This is a genomic window from Comamonas sp. DB36 (genome assembly GCF_057914905.1).
Genome location: NZ_CP196631.1, coordinates 3,703,904 through 3,719,345, shown reverse-complemented (window position 1 = coordinate 3,719,345; position 15,442 = coordinate 3,703,904). Strand labels below are relative to the sequence as shown.

Genomic DNA, 15,442 nt, shown 5'->3' with positions numbered 1-15,442 from the left:
GTTCTTGCGCGGCTCAGGCCAGATGGATGGGGTGGAGGAAGGCGACGCTCTGCGGCGACGCCGTGATGGCGCCTGCGTGCTGATCGGGGACCGGCGAGGCAGCCCCCAGTTGCGCGGCCCAATGCTCGGCCGCGGTCACAAAGGCCGTGAGCCAATGGGTCAGCTTTTCGCTGTCAAGCGTGTTCAGATCGAGCCGCAGCCGCAGCAGCGCGCGCTCGCCGCTCTCATTGGTGCATAGCGCACCGCCGGCCAGCGCGCTCCAGCCGCTGTTGGCGACCAGCATCTGCTGGTAAATGACGCGCCGGTCGTTGGCCGGCAGCTGTCCCAGGTCGGCCATCAGCAGCAGCACGTTGGCATTTTCCTGATAGAGCTGCAGATGCAGCAAGGCGCCGTCGAGCTGTATCTGGCCCTGGCCGGTTTCACTGAAAAGCAGCGCCGGCTCCAGGTCGAAGGCCTGGGCCAGGACCTGTTGGGGCGAGTAGGGCTGCGAGGATGCGACGGCGTTCATGAAGGCTTCCAATGAGAAAGTGAAGGGCGGCGATCAGCCGTGCTTGTATTGCATGATCCGGCTGTAGTCCAGGGCTGACTGCGCCTGCAGTATCTGGTCCCTGGGCACGCTCAGCGTGATGGCGCCGGCGCCGTCGGTCGCGAAGTCCGGCAACGACTGGACGCTGGTCTGGCGGCAGAAATCCCTGAGCGTCTCCAGCATCTTCCTGGCTTCCGCAGGCTTTCCATGGAAGCTGAAGACGATGTTGTCGCCGTTTTGGCGCACATCCCATGCCTTGCGGTCTGCGGGCTTGCGCACCTGCGGGATGTTCAGGCGAACGCCGTCCTTCTTGCCGTCGGCGCGGCCCACGGTGGTCGACGTGAGCTTCTCCAGGCCGTCAAGCAGGTTGAGCGTCTGGTCGCGGTAGTTGCGCTTGAGCGCGGGGTCGTTGTCGACCTGCGCGCCAAACGCGTAGTTGTCGACCGCCAGGCGGCTGGAGAAGGTCTGCAGTATGTCGTTTCTGCGGCCAATGTACTGCGCCTGGGTCGCGAGCAACTGGTCACGAAAGTCCAGCGCCTCGCTGCCGTTCTCCGGGCCGTATTGCTTGGCGTATTCGTCAAACAATGCGCTGTCGCGCCCCTGGAGTTGCTGCAGCTTGCGCACGCCTTCCATCTTCTGGGCAAAGGTCGACTGGTCGAAGATGCTGAAGTTCTTGTAGTCCCTGGGTCCCGCTGCCGAGGCCGGGTCAAAGGACAGATCGCTCTTGACATCGCCACGCTTGCTCAGCAACTTTTCTTCAAGCGCATGGCCGGGGTCTATGGCGAAGAACTGGTTGGCCACATACCCCTTGTTGCCGCCATTGCTGCCCAGGGCGTCGCGATCGGCAAGCAGCAGCATCATCACTTTCTTGTCGCCCAGTTCCTCGATGCCGGTATGCAGCTGCGGCGGGCCGTTGAACTCGCCGGGCGAATCCGTGGGCAGCCGGCTGTTCTTCACCAGTACCCCGTCCTTGATGTAGATGCTGCCCTTGGCGGCATCCTTTTTGCCGTCGAAATCGTTGAAGCCCTGGATGTGCGTGCTGTCGAGCATCAGCTTGGGAGTGCCGTCGGCATAGGTGGCCTTGACCAGATCCAGCGTCTGGGTCTTCATGCCCAGCACGCCCATCAGGTCGTTTGCCAGCTTCTCGTTGACCGCGCCTTGATTGATTTCACGCGGCGAAATGGATTTGCCCAGCTTGTGCAGCAGGTTGCTCACGACGGGGAAGTACCCGATTGTCTTGGTCTTGGCGTAGGGGATGGTGTAGTTGCCGGTCAGCGATTTGTTGGCCTCGTAGTAGTCCAGCTTGATGTAGTGCTTTTCGGTGAACTTCGGCTGTGTTTCCATCAGGTGCTGCTTGAGCGCGTCATGCACATGCGCTGTTTCGATGGGACTGTCGTTCTCCACCAGCAGCGTGAGCGCGTGCTCGGCGATCTCGTTGACCAGCTGGCGGTCGGTGCACATGATGAAGTGGAGCCTGCCTTTTTGCGGGTCCTGCATGGTCTTGAGCATGTCAGCGCGCGCGGCATCCCCAGCGCCTTCGTGCGCGAGCAGCTCCACCGCCGCGTGCACTGTCTGTGCCAGAGCCGGGCAATGGGGGCCCACGCCGGCGCGCATCTGCTCCACGACCCACTGCCTGGCGGCGCCATGCAGCGCATGGCCGGGCTGTCTTAGGTGGGCATCATCGTCGGCTTGCCAGTCCTTGAGCGCGGTGAATCCGGGCTCGACGCCCTTGGCCTTGTCGCCGAGCACGCGGTATCCGTTGAGCGTCGTGCCTGGCGCCGCCTGGCTGGCAAAACGCACGCCGAACTGCGGGCCAAACGATGCCGGCTGCGAGCCCATGCGTTTGAAAATGCTGCCTAGACCGTGCGCGATTTTCTCGGCCACTTTGGCCAATGCACTGAAGGGCTTGAAGGACGCCGTGGATGCGGGTGAAAGATCGACCAGAGTCGGAAGCGGCCCACCTGAAACACTGCTCATGAGTCTTGCTCCTGGGTTGCCTATAGGCGTTGCGTTGTGTGAATTCCTAGCTTTGCGTCCATTGGTAACTGGCACCTGCACGCAGTTCCATCGCCGCCATCGCAGGGCTTTCCCGGTCCTGCTGCGGGCACAAAAAAACCGGCAAGCCCTTGCAGGCTGCCGGTTGGCTGCTGGGTGGAAGAGACCGGTCAGTCGATCAGAATCACTTCAACGCGGCGCGCCTCGGCATTGCTGCCGCCGGCCAGGGTCTCTTCGGGCTTGCTCAGCTCGATCATGTTCTGGTCCACGCCCAGCGTGAGCAGCGTAGCCTGCACGGCGAGGGCGCGCTGCTTGGCCAGTTCGGCATTCACGGCGGCATCGCCGGTCGCATCATGGAAGCCCGAAATGCGCGCGCGCTTGCCGTTCGTCACGCCGCGCACCACGTCGGCCAGCGCGACATTGCCACCGATGGCGACATCGGCCTTGCCCGTGGCGAAGTAGAACTTGACCACGCCGTTGTCGACGCGCACCAGCGCTTCTTCGACGACCAGCACGGCTGGTACGACCGCGCCGCTTGCCGCGGAAGGGGCCTTGAGCACGCGCTGGTAGACCACGGTGCCGATCACGGTCGAGACGATCAGGGCGATCAGGGCAAACACAAGGCCCAGCGCGAACCGCTGTTGGCTGTCGTCGTCGGAATTGCTGGACATGTCAAAACTCCCTCTGCATTGGTGAAATGGTGGCGTGCGCAAACGCGCAGTGAAGCGATTGTAGTGGGCTGCCACCGGCCCCTGTCAACGGGGCGCGGGTCCATGTCGCAGGCTGCCGGCTTGGGCTTGCGCGCCGGGCCTACAGCCTGCAGGTGCTGTCCGCTTCGGCAGTCGCTGGCGCGTGGCCGTGAGGAGCCGGTTGCGCCTGCCCTGCGGGTGCCATGGCAGGCTGCAGCCGCGTGCCGCAGCGGCGGCAAAAGCGCGCATCTTCCTCATGCCGGTTCTCGCCGCAGGCCTGGCATTCGACGCCTTTCATGCGCGCGCGCGTTCCGCTGGCGCGCGGACTGCGTGCGATCTCGGCGCCGACAATGCCCGTGGGCACGGCCAGGATGCCCCAGCCCAGCAACATCATCACCGAAGCGAAGAACCTGCCCAGCGAGGTTGCTGGCGTGACGTCGCCATAGCCCACGGTGGTCACGGTGGAGATCGCCCAGTAGATGCCCATGGGCACGCTGGTGAAGCCATGTTCGGGCCCTTCGATCACGAACATCAAGGTACCCGTGATGAACACCAGCACCGCGACCACGCTGAGGAACACGAAGATCTTGCGCGCGCTGGCCTGCAGCGCCCGGCCCAGCATCAGGTATTCGTCGAGAAAGCCGCGCAGCACGGGAAAGATGTGGAAGGTTCGCACCAGACGCAGAGCGCGCACCACGGCAAGGAATTGCGCGTCGGGAAAGAAGATCGCGAGATAGGCTGGAACGATGGCCAGCAGATCGACGATGCCGTAGAAGCTCAGCGCGTAGCGCCAGGGCTTGCGCACCGAGATCAGCCGCAGCGCGTATTCCACGGTGAACGCCAGCGTGAACAGCCACTCGAGCGCGCGCAGCGCCGTCAGCCGCCAGCCCTGGGAGATCTCGGGAATGCTGTGCGCGATCACTACGCCCAGGCTCAGCACGATGGCCAGCGTCAGATAGCGCTCGAACGACCTGCCCATCTGCGTGTTGGTCTCGAACACCGTGCGGTAAAGGCTGGCGCGCCAGCGCGCCACGGGCACGCCCAGGCGTTCGGCGGATGGATAGTTGTCGCGGAAAAAGGCGGGAAAGGCGGCAAACAGGCGCATGGTCAGGCAACAGGGAAGAACGGGGGGGATGCCGCGGGCGACAGCGGGCATTGTGCGGGCTGCAGCCGGCAGTGCGTGCACCTTGGCAGCAATGGCCCCGCGCCGGCGTTCAACAGTCGGTGTGCTGCTCGATGGCGCGGCGCACCTTGGCCAGCGCCAGCCGCAGCGCGTCGGGCGCGACCGAGCCCAGCGCGAGCCGGATCGCATGCGGCACATGGGTCGATGTCGCGAACGGCTGCGCCGTCGATACCGATACCTGCTCGCGCATCAGCGCCACGGCCACGCGGTCGGCGCGCACTTCCTCGGCCAGCGGCAGCCAGACGAAATACGAGCCGGGGTGGCCCACGCGCGGCAGCGGCCCGAGCACTTCCGTGGCGAGCCGCTGGCGCGCGCGCGCATCCTGGCGCTTCTCGCCTTCCAGCCGCACCACCGTGCCGTCGTCTATCCAGCTGCTGACCAGCGCGGTCATCACCCCGGGCGTGTTCCAGATGGTGGCGCGTATCACGCGCTCCATCTTGCTGACCCAGGGCAGGGGCGCGGCGACAAAGCCCACGCGCAGGCCGGCGGCGATGTTCTTCGAGAAGCCTGAGATGTAGACCGTGCATTCGGGCGCCAGCGTGGCCAGCGGCGGCGGCGGGTCCTCGGCCAGAAACGCGTAGGCGCCGTCCTCGATGAGGATCACGCCGTACTTGCGCGCGATGGCCACCAGCGCCTGGCGGCGCGGCAGATCCATCACCCAGCCCAGCGGGTTGTTCATCGTCGGCATGGTGTAGATCGCGCGCACGCTGCGCTGGCGGCAGAGCTTTTCCAGCGCCTCGAGATCGGGGCCGGCGCCGGCGGCCGCAATCGGCGCGAGTTCCAGATGCTGGGTCTGTGCGATCAGGCGGAAGCCCGGATAGGTCAGCGCATCGACGGCCACCACATCGCCGGGCAGCAGCAGCGCCATCAGCGTGATCGCGATGCCGTGCTGGGCGCCATCGACCAGCAGCACCTGCTCGGCCGGCACGCTCAGGCCGCGGCGCAGCAGGTGGCGCGCAACCATGGCGCGGTCGTGCAGCCGGCCCGCATGCGGCTGGTAGCGCAGCAGCGCTTCGAGGTCGCCCGAGCCCGCAAGCTGGCGCAGCGCGACGCGCAGCAGCTCGGCCTGTCCGGGCAGCGACGGGTAGTTGAAGCTCAGATCGACCATGTCGGCGGCCGCGCTGTGCAGGTCTATGCTCTGGCCCGCGTACAGCGCGGTCTCCTTGACAAACGTGCCCCGGCCCTGCTCGCCGCTGACCAGGCCCATGGCTTCGAGTTCGGCATAGACGCGCGTTGCCGTGACCAGCGCCAAGCCTTCGCGCGCCGCGAGCTGGCGGTGCGTGGGCAGGCGCGTGCCCGGCGGCAGCCGGCCCGAGCGAATGTCTTTCGCCAGTCGGTCAACCAGGGGTTTGTAGCGGGCTTGGGGCATAGCGCAGTGTATCCATGACAATTATTTGATTGTATTGATGGTGCTGCCTAGCATCAACGCTTTCACATCGCCACACAAGAAAGCACATCATGGGCAAAACATCGAGCGGATGGAGCAGCGGCTTCATCGGCATGCTGATCTTCAGCGGCTCACTTCCCGCCACGCGCGTTGCGGTGATGGAGCTGGACCCGCTGTTCCTCACCGGCGCCCGCGCGGCCATCGCGGGGCTGCTGGCCCTGGCCGCGCTGACGCTGTTTCGCCAGCGGCGCCCGACCGCGGACCAATGGCGCTCGCTGGTGCTGGTCTCGCTGGGCGTGGTGCTGGGCTTTCCGCTGCTCACAGCGCTGGCGCTGCAGCAGGTGACCGCGGCGCATACGCTCGTCTTCATGGGCCTGCTGCCGCTGTCGACGGCGATCTTCGGCGTGCTGCGCGGCGGCGAGCGCCCGCAGCCGTCATTTTGGTTTTTCTCGCTGCTGGGCAGTGCGCTGGTGATGGGCTTTGCCGCCTCGCAGGGCATGGCGGCGTCCTGGCGCGGCGACCTGATGATGCTGCTGGGAATCGCCATCTGCGGCCTGGGCTATGCGGAGGGCGGGCGGCTGTCGCGCGATCTGGGTGGCTGGCAGGTGATTTCCTGGGCGCTGGTGCTGGCCTTGCCCGCGATGCTGCTGCTGGCGGCGCTGCGCTGGCCCGCAGACATGGCGCAGGTGAGCGCCACCGCCTGGCTGGGCCTGGCCTATGTGTCGGTGTTCAGCATGTGGATAGGCTTTGTCTTCTGGTACCGCGGCCTGGCCCAGGGCGGCATTGCCGCGGTGGGCCAGCTGCAGCTGCTGCAGCCGTTTTTCGGCCTGGCGCTGGCCGCGGGTCTGCTGCACGAAGCCGTAAGTCTGGGCATGGTGGGCGTGACGCTGGCTGTCATTCTGTGCGTTGTCGGCGCCAGGCATTTCGCGCCCGCCATGCCCGTGGCCGCGCGCTGACTTCAGGTGATCTTGAACACCCAGCGCACGGGCTTGCCGCCCGACTTGCCTTCATAGACCGCCCACTGCTTGATGCCCTTGACCAGCACTTTCTGGCTCACGTCGCGCACCGATTTCTTGGCCTTGAGCTGGGCCGTGAGCCAGTCCTGGATATGCGCGTAATGCGCGCCTTCCTGGCCCGTGGGAACCAGCAGTTCCTGGCCCGCGACTTTGCCAGCGGAGGTGACGGTGATTTCGGTGGCGGGCATGGTGCGGCAATGAAACAGTGAAGGGGAGGGCGATTGTGCCCGCAGCATGCCATTCGCGCCAAGGCTGGGGTCATGGCGGCGGATGCAGCTGTCCTGTCTTCCAGGCGACATCAAAAAACTAGACGACTGGTCTATTCTGTATAAAATACAGGCATGAAATTGACCAAGAAAGCCGAAGCCACGCGCCAGCAGCTGCTGGACTCCGGCCATGCGCTGGTGTTGCGCAAGGGCTTTGTCGGCGTCGGGCTGCAGGAGCTGCTGACGGCCTGCAACGTGCCCAAGGGCTCGTTCTATCACTACTTCGCCTCCAAGGAAGCCTTTGGCTGCGCTTTGCTCGAGCAGTATGTCGCCGACTATGGCCAGCGCCTGCAGGCCCTGCTGGCCGAGCACAGCAGCGGCCGTGATCGCGTGATGGCGTACTGGCAGGCCTGGCTGGGCACGGCCGAGCACCGCGGCTGGGCCGAAGACTGCCTGGTCGTGAAGCTGGCCGCCGAAGTCGCCGACCTGTCCGAAGACATGCGCCGCATCCTCAACGACGGCGTGGCCGCGCTGGTGGCGCGCATTGCCGCTGCCGTGCGCGAAGGCCGCGAAGACGGCTCGCTGCCGCCGGGCGCCGATGCCCAGGCCCTGGCCCAGGTGCTCTACCAGATGTGGCTGGGTGCGGCGTTGCTGGCGAAGCTCGGGCGCGACAGGACGCCGCTGCACCAGGCGCTGGCGGCTACCGAACATCTGCTGGCCTGCAATCACCGGGCGCCCGCCGTGGCGTCTCCCTCCCCTGAAAGGACTTCAAAATGAACATTCTTCTGGTACTGACTTCGCACGATCAACTCGGTGACACCGGCAAGAAAACCGGCTTCTGGCTCGAGGAATTCGCTGCGCCGTATTACGTGTTCAAGGACGCGGGCGCGAACATCACGCTGGCCTCGCCCAAGGGCGGCCAGCCGCCGCTCGATCCGAAAAGCGACGAAGCCGACGCCCAGACCGCCGAGACCGAGCGCTTTCGCCAGGACCCCGCAGCCCAGCAACTGCTGGCCAACACGCTGCCCCTGGCCCAGGTGAATGCGGCCGATTTCGACGCGGTGTTCTATCCCGGCGGCCACGGTCCTCTGTGGGATCTGGCCAATGACGCCACGTCGATCGCCTTGCTCGAAACGTTTGCGCGCGCCGACAAGCCCGCGGCGCTGGTGTGCCACGCGCCCGGCGCGTTGATCAAGGTGCGCGGCGCCGACGGCAAGCCCTGGATTGCCGGTCGCCGCGTCACGGGCTTTTCCAACAGCGAGGAAGAGGCCGTGGGCCTGACCAAGGTGGTGCCGTTCCTGATCGAAGACGAGTTCCAGCGCCTGGGCGGCCATTACGAAAAAGGCCCCGACTGGCAATCGTTTGTGGTCACCGACGGCCGTCTGGTCACCGGCCAGAACCCCGGCAGTTCCGCCGCCTGCGCCCAGGCGCTGCTGCAGCAGCTGGCCTGAGCCATCCCAATAAAATCCACCAGGAGCCTCCATGCGCAGTGCCATCCACACCTCTTTCGGCGAACCCGCCGACGTTCTCGCGCTGGGCGAAAGCCCCGTGCCCCAGCCCGGTCCGGGCGAAGTCCGCATCAAGACCCTGCTGTCGCCCATACACAACCACGATCTGTGGACCGTGCGCGGCCAGTACGGCTACAAGCCCACGCTGCCCGCGATAGGCGGCAGCGAAGCGGTGGGCACGGTCGATGCGCTCGGTGAAGGCGTGCAGGGCGTGGCGCCGGGCCAGCGCGTTGCCGTCGCCGGCGTGCACGGCAGCTGGGCCGAATATTTCATCGCGCCCGCGCCGCTGCTGGTGCCGCTGCCCGCGGCGATCGCCGACGAGGCGGCAGCCCAGCTGATTGCCATGCCGCTGAGCGCGTTGATGCTGCTTGAATTCCTGGAAGTGCAAAGCGGCGACTGGATAGTGCAGAACACCGCCAACGGTGCCGTAGGCAAGACCCTGGCCATGCTGGCGGCGGCGCGCGGCGTGCACACCATCAACCTGGTGCGCCGCGACGCGGGCGTTGACGAGCTCGCGGCGCTGGGCATTGCGAACGTGGTCTCCACCGCCCAGCCCGGCTGGAAGGAAAAAGTGCGCGCGCTGGCCGGCGACGCGCCGCTGCGCGCCGCGGTCGATTCGATTGGCGGCAAGGCCAGCGGCGAACTGCTGGCGCTGCTGGGCGAAGGCGGGCTGCTGGTGTCGTTCGGCACCATGGCCGGCGAGCCCATGCAGATTGCTTCGGGCGACCTGATCTTCAAGCAGGCGACTGTCAAGGGCTTCTGGGGCAGCAAGGTCAGCGCGGCGCTGTCGGTCGACGACAAGCGCCGTCTGATAGGCGAGCTGCTGGGCCTGGCCGCGAGCGGCACGCTCAAGCTCCCGGTCGAAGCCGTCTACGATCTGGCCGATGTGTCCCGGGCCGCGGCCGCGAGTCTGCAGCCGGGCCGCAAGGGCAAGGTACTGTTGCGCCCTTGAGATCTTCCGCGCACGCCGCGCCGCCGATTCCTGTTTGATACCGGAGCAGCTTCATGATCGCCAGCATTCTCATAGGCCTTGTCGTGGCCATCCACTGCTACATCGTCGTGCTTGAAATGTTCCTCTGGGAGAAGCCCGCGGGCCGGCGCGCTTTCGGCCTGACGCCGGAATTCGCGGCCCAGACGCGCACGCTGGCGGCGAACCAGGGCCTGTACAACGGCTTTCTTGCCGCGGGCCTGTTCTACGGCCTGGCGCGCGGCGGCGCGGGGCTGGAGTTCCAGCTGTTCTTTCTGGCCTGCGTGCTGCTTGCCGGCCTCTATGGCGGCTTCACGGCCAGCCGCAAGATCCTGCTGATCCAGGCGCTGCCGGCGGCGCTGGCGCTGCTGGCGCTGTGGGCCGGCGTCTGAAGGCTAGGGCAGGTTGGTGTGCTCTGTCCGCTGACTGGGGCGGTGCGCGTGCACGCACGCCAGCACGCTGGCAACGACCAGCAGCATCGCCGCCATTTCCCAGAAGGTCGGCAGGCGCTGCTCCCACAGGAAGCCGTACAGCAGCGCGAACAGCGTCTCGAAAAGAATCATCTGCCCGACCAGCGTGAGCGGCAGCAGGCGGCTGGTACGGTTCCACAGCGCGTTGCCACCTATGGACGCAGCCAGCGCCACGCCGCTCACCACGGCAATGAACAGCCACCATTGCGCCGACGTGTGGTCATTGCTCTCGAGCGCCCATGCCAGCATCAGCAGCAGCACGGCCTGCGCGCCCGTGACCACGCCGGTGGCGAGATTCCAGTCGTGCGCGGAGACCTGCGGCAGCCGCGCGAGCTGGCGGCTGTTGCCGACCGCATAAAGCGTCCACGACACCAGCGCGCCTACCGCGCACAGCACGCCCGCGAGACCGCCGCGCGCGGCCTGCCCGCCCAGCGACTCCCAGCCTATGCAGGCCGCCCCGGCCAGCCCCAGCAGCAATGACGGCGCGAGCCGGCGCAGCGGCAGGGCCTGGCTTTGCCGGCTGCCTATCACCGTGACCGCCACGGGGAGAAAGCCTATGACCAGCGACGTCATCGCGATACCGCCACGCTGCACCGCATTTGCCAGCAGCACGTAGTACAGCGCGTTGCCCAGAAAGCTCAGGCCGCACAGCACCCACCAGTCGCGCGCGGCGAGCTTGGCTTTGAGCGCAGGCCAGCGGGGCCAGAGCAGGGCGGCGGCAAACATGCCGTAGGCCAGGAAGCGCCCCGCGGCGAGTTGCAGCGGTGTGAACTCGTTTGCCAGTTCGGGCGCAAGAAACACCAGGCCCCAGAGCGCGCCGGCGGCCATGGCGCAGGCAATGCCCGTGAAGGTTCTTCGGTCGATGAGGGGGGCGGAAAGCGTGTGCAGGGACATGCCTGTACTGTCGCTGTTTGGCCGCGCCGGGTCTGGGCCCGGACTCCTGAAAACTAGGCCCGGGCTTTTGCCTGGCGGCGCCATGCGGCCGGCGTGATGCCCCTGGCCTTGCGCATCGCCCGCGTCAGCGCGTTCTGGTCCGAATAGCCTGCTGCAAGGGCGATCTGCGCAATCGGTTGATTGGTCTGCGCCAGCCATTCCTGCACGCGTTCCAGTCGCACCTGCGTGAGCCAGGCGGCCGGCGTCGTGTCGAGTTCGCTGCGAAACAGCGCATGCAGCCGGCTCACGCTGAGGCAGGCCTCGCGCGCCATGGATTCGGTCGTCCAGGGTTGTCCCGGCCGGGTCTCGACCATGGCCAGCAGCGCGCTCAGCCGCGATACGGGGCGCGCGGTCCGGGCACTCAGCGCGTCCAGCATCAACGGCACCCAATGTGCGACGATCTCGCCCCGCGCGCTGCCTTGCTGCAGCGCCAGGCCCATGTAGCTGATGAGGCGGTATGCGGCCGGCGACACGGGGGCGAACGGGCGCGCAGCCATGTGTTCGACGAACTCTCCCGTGACGTCGGCATCGCCCAGGTCCAGCACCAGTGACCGGTTTGCGCCGCGGCCGGCCTGGGAGTGCAGCGTGCCGCTGGGCACGAACGCCGCGCGGCCCTGCTGCACGCAGCCGTCATGCGCGCCTATGCGCATCTGCAGCGTTCCGGCGAGCGGCAGCACCAGCTGCGAAAAGCTGTGGCTGTGCTCGTCACTGTGCGCCGCGTAGCTGCGCAGATCGACTTGGAGGGGCGGGGGCAAGGCCATGGTGTTGCGCTTGGAATGGCCTATCACTTTATCAGGGTGCGCGGGCCGGGCTCTGGTCCGGCACGCGCAGGGAATGTCTGTAGAAATCTCCGCGGCATCTGCTTGGCACCGGCCGCAATGCCTGAGATCATCTGTGGCGTACGCTCAGCGCTCTTTCGAGCCGACTTTGTTTCAGCTGCCGGCGAGTTCAGCAGTTCCACGACGCAAGTGGAGAAATCGCGCCGGTCCAGAAATTTCCCATGCCGCTATCCGTTTTTGGAAAAGTTCTCGGTTCTTCGGGACGCCACACCCAGGTCATTCTCATCGCCTCCATGGCCGTGACGCTGGCCACCACGCTGGTGGCCGCGCAAAAGCTCATAGACCGCGCAAACATCGCCACGCTCCATGAACACGCGACGCGCATCCTGGTGCGCGCCGTCGACATTGCCGACCAGACCGATCTCATCCTGCAGAAAGCGCGCAGCCTCGATACCGTTCCCTGCAGCGCCGCGGACCTCGATCAGCTGCGGCTGCTGAGCTTCCATTCGCGCTTCGTGCGCGATGTCGCCCGCCTGGAAAAAGGTGCCATTGCGTGCAGTGCCGCATGGGGAAGTCTGTCCACGCCGTTTGCGCTGCCCGCACCGCATCATGCGATTGCACCTTTTCGTTTCTGGCGCGACATCATCTCCACGCCGATAGGCGAGGTGCAGTCGGACATGACCGCCCATGGCGCAATGGCCGTGGTGACCGCGCCCGGAGCGTTCGACGGCGTGGGTTTTGCCGATCCGGCGATCAAGACGCTGGTTCTTTCGCGTGATGGCGCCTATGTGTTCCGCAGCTTCGGCGACGGCGAGCGCCTGCTCAAGGCGTTTCGTGAGAAGTCATTGGACGCACTGCACAAATACGCGATTGCGCTGTGCCATGCGAGCCGCTCCATCTGCGTGGTGCAATCGAGCCCGCGCTCGCCGCTGTGGGCGCAGTCGTGGGGATTGCTCGCGGCGCTGGGGTCCCTGGGCATTTTCGCGGGAGCGGGCATTGGGCTCACGGTCAGCGGATATTTCGCGCAACGCAGCGCCATGGCGGTCCAGTTCAAGAGAGCGATCGACAGGGAAGCGATCCGCGTGATGTACCAGCCCATACGCATGCTCGAAGACCGGCGCCTGGTCGGCGTCGAGGCGCTTGCACGCTGGTCGGATGCGGACGGCAAGAACATTCCGCCGGACCAGTTCATTGCGTTGGCGGAACAAATGGGCTGGCTCGATGCGCTGACCCGTTCGGTGCTCAGAAGCACCTTCCGTGATCTCGGCGACCGGCTGCGTTCAGAGCAGTCTTTCTACGTCAGCGTGAACGTGGCTTCGGAGGAAATCACCAATCGGCATTTCCGCGACTATCTGGGAGAACTGTGCCGTGAACACCGCATTCCCGCGAGCCGGGTCGCGCTCGAAGTCACCGAGCGCTCCACGGCGGACTATGTGGACCTGGGCCATGCATTCCAGGCGCTGCGCGATGCCGGCCATATGGTGATGATCGACGACTTCGGCACGGGCTATTCGAACTTCGCGTATCTCGCCGCGCTGCCATTGGACGCGATCAAGATGGACCGCGCCTTCACGAATGCGATTGGCACGGAATCGCTGGCGAGCGAAGTCATTCCGGGAATCATGTCGATTGCCAGCGCACTCAAGGTGCAACTGATCGTCGAAGGCATAGAAACCGAAGCGCAGGAGCAGTTGCTGAAAACGCTGCACCCGCAGGCAAGAGGTCAGGGCTGGTTGTATGGACGGCCGGCAACGGCGGCCGATTTGACCATGGTCTGAGCTGGTGACCCTCAGGCCTGGGCGTAGGCGCTTTCGCTTGTGCTGTCCTGGGCGAGAAACACGATCAGCACAATCCATCCGATGAGCGGCACCAGGCAGATCAGCTGCCACCAGCCGCTGCGGTTGGTGTCATGCAATCTGCGCGTCGCGGCAGCGATCGACGGCAGCAGGGTCGCCAGGCCAAAGATGCCGCCCAGAACGTCGCTGATCATCGAAATGCCCAGGCTGGCAAGGATGATGAACAGAACAAACCACCAGTATTCGGAGCGGGTCGCGCGCCCGCTGAAATCCGCATATTTGGAAAAGCAAACCCGAATGGATTCCTGGAACGTCATGTTTTCCTCCCATGGTTGACAGCCGAAAGGCGACTGTCTGGAAAATCATCGTAACGTAACTTTGTGTCAAGAAGTTAGGCGGTCGTCTCGCAACCACCAAGCACATGTTCCATGGGGCAGGGACCCAAGAAAAAAGGCCGCATGTCGGTATGACATTGCAGCCTTGAATATGATCCTCAGCAGGAATCGAACCTGCATCTAGCGCTTAGGAGGGGACATCAACAAGTTTAAAAATCCCTTTATCAGCATGGTAATCACCCCCCCCCCCCCCGAATTCCACCGTTCCGAGAAGTAGAACTATGCGGCCATGGCCAGCCGTTGTTTCGGGGTGATCCCGCCCAAGGCCATGTTCGGGCGTTCATGGTTGTAGCGCCACATCCATTGCGTGGCAAACTCCCTGACCTCGTCAAGGTCGGATCGATGGTACTGCGACAGCCACTCGTAGCGGACTGTCCTGTTGAAGCGCTCCACGTAGGCATTCTGTTCGGGCTTGCCGGGCTGGATGTGCTCAATGTGGATGCCACGCGTGCTTGCCCAGTTCAGCAGCGTGGCGCTGATGTACTTGGGCCCGTTGTCGCAGCGGATCACTCGCGGCTTGCCGCGCCAGGCCATGATCTGCGCCAGCGTGCGGATCACGCGATGCGACGGCAGCGAGAAGTCCACCTCGATGCCCAGGGCCTCACGGTTGAAGTCGTCGATCACGTTGAGCAGCCGGATGCTGCGCCCGTCTTCCAGTTGGTCATGCATGAAGTCCATCGACCAGACCTCGTTGCAGTGCTCGGGCACCGTGAGCGGCTCTGGCTTCTCGCGCACCAGTCTCTTGCGCGGCTTGATGCGCAGGTTCAGCTCCAACTCCCGGTTGATCCGGTACACGCGTTTGTGGTTCCAGGGGAAACGGCGCACATTGCGCAAATGCAGTAAACACAGCCCGAAGCCCCAGTTGCGGTTGTTGTCGGTCAGGCGCAGCAGCCAGTGGGCGATCTCGTCGTCCTCGATGCCACGCCGGGCCTCGTAGCGGTAGCAGGCCTGGCTGATCTGAAACGCCTGGCAAGCAGCCCGGATCGATAGTCCATGTTGCTGCACTGCATGTTGAGCCATCTCGCATCGGCGAGATGGCTTCACCACTTTTTTGCGAGAGCCTCAGAGACAACCTCGGCCTTGAGCTTTTCCTCGACATACATCTTGCGCAATCGCCGGTTCTCCTCCTCCAGCTCCTTCATGCGCGCCATGAGCGAGGCGTCCATGCCACCGAACTCGGCTCGCCACTTGTAAAAAGTCGCCGAACTGATTCCCAGTTCACGGCACAGCTCGGGGACGGTCAATCCGGCCTCTGCCCGCTTGAGTACGTCGATGATCTGGCTGTCGGTGAAACGCGATTTCTTCATGGTAGAGATTCTTCTGTGAGACTCTCTACTTCTCAGCGCACTGGATTTGCGGGGGGATTACCGTGGTAGATCGGTATGAATAACCTGCCTTCAGTAGCTTGAAAGAAGCTCCACTAGCTGCATAGTGGCATTTTGTGTTATTGGGCTCGTTCATTTGGCGGGGCTGGTAGCTTCTCACCTGCTGCCGTTCGGGCTTATCCTATGCCGTATCGCTGTAATTTTTGCCAAACTGCTATCTCTAATGAGCCATGCTCTTTTCGTCACACAAATGACTGACTGAATACT

16 protein-coding genes are annotated in these 15,442 nt (G+C 64.8%); 6 read left to right on the top strand and 10 right to left on the bottom strand.

Going from position 1 to position 15,442, the window contains the following annotated elements:
• Nucleotides 1–13: 13 nt before the first annotated feature.
• The 5 genes from ACSVDO_RS17440 to ACSVDO_RS17420 form a co-directional block, all read right to left on the bottom strand.
• Entirely contained in the window at nucleotides 14–508 is a 495-nt protein-coding gene (locus tag ACSVDO_RS17440; protein WP_489593674.1) for a type III secretion system chaperone, read from the bottom strand.
• A 33-nt stretch (nucleotides 509–541) separates the two neighbouring features.
• Entirely contained in the window at nucleotides 542–2,503 is a 1,962-nt protein-coding gene (locus ACSVDO_RS17435; protein ID WP_489593672.1) for a hypothetical protein, read from the bottom strand.
• A 188-nt stretch (nucleotides 2,504–2,691) separates the two neighbouring features.
• Entirely contained in the window at nucleotides 2,692–3,192 is a 501-nt protein-coding gene (locus ACSVDO_RS17430; protein ID WP_332534836.1) for an OmpA family protein, read from the bottom strand.
• A 139-nt stretch (nucleotides 3,193–3,331) separates the two neighbouring features.
• The gene (locus ACSVDO_RS17425) at nucleotides 3,332–4,315 is read right to left on the bottom strand and encodes an ion transporter (RefSeq protein WP_489593670.1); all 984 of its coding nucleotides are present in this window, start codon (nucleotides 4,313–4,315) and stop codon (nucleotides 3,332–3,334) included.
• Nucleotides 4,316–4,424: 109 nt separating this feature from the next.
• Nucleotides 4,425–5,762 (bottom strand): aminotransferase-like domain-containing protein, encoded by a 1,338-nt coding sequence (locus ACSVDO_RS17420; RefSeq protein WP_489593669.1) that lies wholly within the window; start codon nucleotides 5,760–5,762, stop codon nucleotides 4,425–4,427.
• A gap of 89 nt (nucleotides 5,763–5,851) precedes the next feature.
• On the opposite strand from ACSVDO_RS17420, the gene ACSVDO_RS17415 reads away from it, so the two are divergent.
• Complete coding sequence (locus ACSVDO_RS17415; protein ID WP_489593667.1) at nucleotides 5,852–6,736, top strand: DMT family transporter; 885 nt, start codon at nucleotides 5,852–5,854, stop codon at nucleotides 6,734–6,736.
• A gap of 2 nt (nucleotides 6,737–6,738) precedes the next feature.
• Here the strand turns inward: ACSVDO_RS17415 and ACSVDO_RS17410 are convergent, their stop codons facing one another.
• Nucleotides 6,739–6,984, bottom strand: coding sequence for a hypothetical protein (locus ACSVDO_RS17410; RefSeq protein WP_332534831.1), 246 nt, complete (start codon nucleotides 6,982–6,984; stop codon nucleotides 6,739–6,741).
• Between the two features lie 153 nt (nucleotides 6,985–7,137).
• Between ACSVDO_RS17410 and ACSVDO_RS17405 the strand changes: the two genes are divergently transcribed.
• Genes ACSVDO_RS17405 through ACSVDO_RS17390 form a run of 4 tightly spaced genes read left to right on the top strand, consistent with a single transcriptional unit; the run spans nucleotide 7,138 to nucleotide 9,869 of the window.
• A complete protein-coding gene (locus tag ACSVDO_RS17405; protein WP_332534830.1) occupies nucleotides 7,138–7,779 on the top strand; it encodes a TetR/AcrR family transcriptional regulator in 642 nt (213 codons plus the stop codon).
• A complete protein-coding gene (locus tag ACSVDO_RS17400; RefSeq protein ID WP_489593664.1) occupies nucleotides 7,776–8,453 on the top strand; it encodes a type 1 glutamine amidotransferase domain-containing protein in 678 nt (225 codons plus the stop codon). The genes ACSVDO_RS17405 and ACSVDO_RS17400 overlap by 4 nt, the downstream gene beginning before the upstream one ends.
• A gap of 31 nt (nucleotides 8,454–8,484) precedes the next feature.
• Entirely contained in the window at nucleotides 8,485–9,462 is a 978-nt protein-coding gene (locus ACSVDO_RS17395; protein WP_489593662.1) for a zinc-binding dehydrogenase, read from the top strand.
• Between the two features lie 53 nt (nucleotides 9,463–9,515).
• A complete protein-coding gene (locus ACSVDO_RS17390; protein WP_489593660.1) occupies nucleotides 9,516–9,869 on the top strand; it encodes a DUF1304 domain-containing protein in 354 nt (117 codons plus the stop codon).
• 3 nt (nucleotides 9,870–9,872) lie between these two features.
• On the opposite strand, the gene ACSVDO_RS17385 is transcribed toward ACSVDO_RS17390, so the two are convergent.
• Both ACSVDO_RS17385 and ACSVDO_RS17380 read right to left on the bottom strand, forming a co-directional pair.
• Nucleotides 9,873–10,841, bottom strand: a complete 969-nt coding sequence (locus ACSVDO_RS17385; RefSeq protein ID WP_489593658.1) for a DMT family transporter — start codon at nucleotides 10,839–10,841, stop codon at nucleotides 9,873–9,875.
• 53 nt (nucleotides 10,842–10,894) lie between these two features.
• Nucleotides 10,895–11,641, bottom strand: coding sequence for a helix-turn-helix domain-containing protein (locus ACSVDO_RS17380; RefSeq protein ID WP_489593657.1), 747 nt, complete (start codon nucleotides 11,639–11,641; stop codon nucleotides 10,895–10,897).
• Between the two features lie 239 nt (nucleotides 11,642–11,880).
• Between ACSVDO_RS17380 and ACSVDO_RS17375 the strand changes: the two genes are divergently transcribed.
• Nucleotides 11,881–13,437: an EAL domain-containing protein gene (locus ACSVDO_RS17375; protein ID WP_489593655.1), complete on the top strand. Its 1,557-nt coding sequence runs from the start codon at nucleotides 11,881–11,883 to the stop codon at nucleotides 13,435–13,437.
• Between the two features lie 11 nt (nucleotides 13,438–13,448).
• Here the strand turns inward: ACSVDO_RS17375 and ACSVDO_RS17370 are convergent, their stop codons facing one another.
• Nucleotides 13,449–13,772 (bottom strand): DUF805 domain-containing protein, encoded by a 324-nt coding sequence (locus tag ACSVDO_RS17370; protein ID WP_489593653.1) that lies wholly within the window; start codon nucleotides 13,770–13,772, stop codon nucleotides 13,449–13,451.
• Nucleotides 13,773–14,069: 297 nt separating this feature from the next.
• Nucleotides 14,070–15,157, bottom strand: a protein-coding gene (locus ACSVDO_RS17365) for an IS3 family transposase (protein WP_489593651.1) whose coding sequence is annotated in 2 segments (ribosomal slippage) — nucleotides 14,070–14,905 and nucleotides 14,905–15,157 — 1,089 coding nt in all. Because the reading frame shifts where the segments join, the coding sequence is not laid out codon by codon here.
• Between the last annotated feature and the right edge of the window lie 285 nt (nucleotides 15,158–15,442).

Excerpts from the sequence above, each read along its gene's own strand:
- ACSVDO_RS17405 (WP_332534830.1), top strand. The coding sequence starts at position 7,138 with ATGAAATTGACCAAGAAAGCCGAAGCCACGCGCCAGCAGCTGCTGGAC.
- ACSVDO_RS17430 (WP_332534836.1), bottom strand. The coding sequence starts at position 3,192 with ATGTCCAGCAATTCCGACGACGACAGCCAACAGCGGTTCGCGCTGGGC.
- ACSVDO_RS17380 (WP_489593657.1), bottom strand. The coding sequence starts at position 11,641 with ATGGCCTTGCCCCCGCCCCTCCAAGTCGATCTGCGCAGCTACGCGGCG.
- ACSVDO_RS17425 (WP_489593670.1), bottom strand. The coding sequence starts at position 4,315 with ATGCGCCTGTTTGCCGCCTTTCCCGCCTTTTTCCGCGACAACTATCCA.
- ACSVDO_RS17370 (WP_489593653.1), bottom strand. The coding sequence starts at position 13,772 with ATGACGTTCCAGGAATCCATTCGGGTTTGCTTTTCCAAATATGCGGAT.
- ACSVDO_RS17400 (WP_489593664.1), top strand. The coding sequence starts at position 7,776 with ATGAACATTCTTCTGGTACTGACTTCGCACGATCAACTCGGTGACACC.
- ACSVDO_RS17385 (WP_489593658.1), bottom strand. The coding sequence starts at position 10,841 with ATGTCCCTGCACACGCTTTCCGCCCCCCTCATCGACCGAAGAACCTTC.
- ACSVDO_RS17435 (WP_489593672.1), bottom strand. The coding sequence starts at position 2,503 with ATGAGCAGTGTTTCAGGTGGGCCGCTTCCGACTCTGGTCGATCTTTCA.
- ACSVDO_RS17375 (WP_489593655.1), top strand. The coding sequence starts at position 11,881 with ATGCCGCTATCCGTTTTTGGAAAAGTTCTCGGTTCTTCGGGACGCCAC.
- ACSVDO_RS17415 (WP_489593667.1), top strand. The coding sequence starts at position 5,852 with ATGGGCAAAACATCGAGCGGATGGAGCAGCGGCTTCATCGGCATGCTG.
- ACSVDO_RS17410 (WP_332534831.1), bottom strand. The coding sequence starts at position 6,984 with ATGCCCGCCACCGAAATCACCGTCACCTCCGCTGGCAAAGTCGCGGGC.
- ACSVDO_RS17390 (WP_489593660.1), top strand. The coding sequence starts at position 9,516 with ATGATCGCCAGCATTCTCATAGGCCTTGTCGTGGCCATCCACTGCTAC.
- ACSVDO_RS17440 (WP_489593674.1), bottom strand. The coding sequence starts at position 508 with ATGAACGCCGTCGCATCCTCGCAGCCCTACTCGCCCCAACAGGTCCTG.
- ACSVDO_RS17420 (WP_489593669.1), bottom strand. The coding sequence starts at position 5,762 with ATGCCCCAAGCCCGCTACAAACCCCTGGTTGACCGACTGGCGAAAGAC.
- ACSVDO_RS17395 (WP_489593662.1), top strand. The coding sequence starts at position 8,485 with ATGCGCAGTGCCATCCACACCTCTTTCGGCGAACCCGCCGACGTTCTC.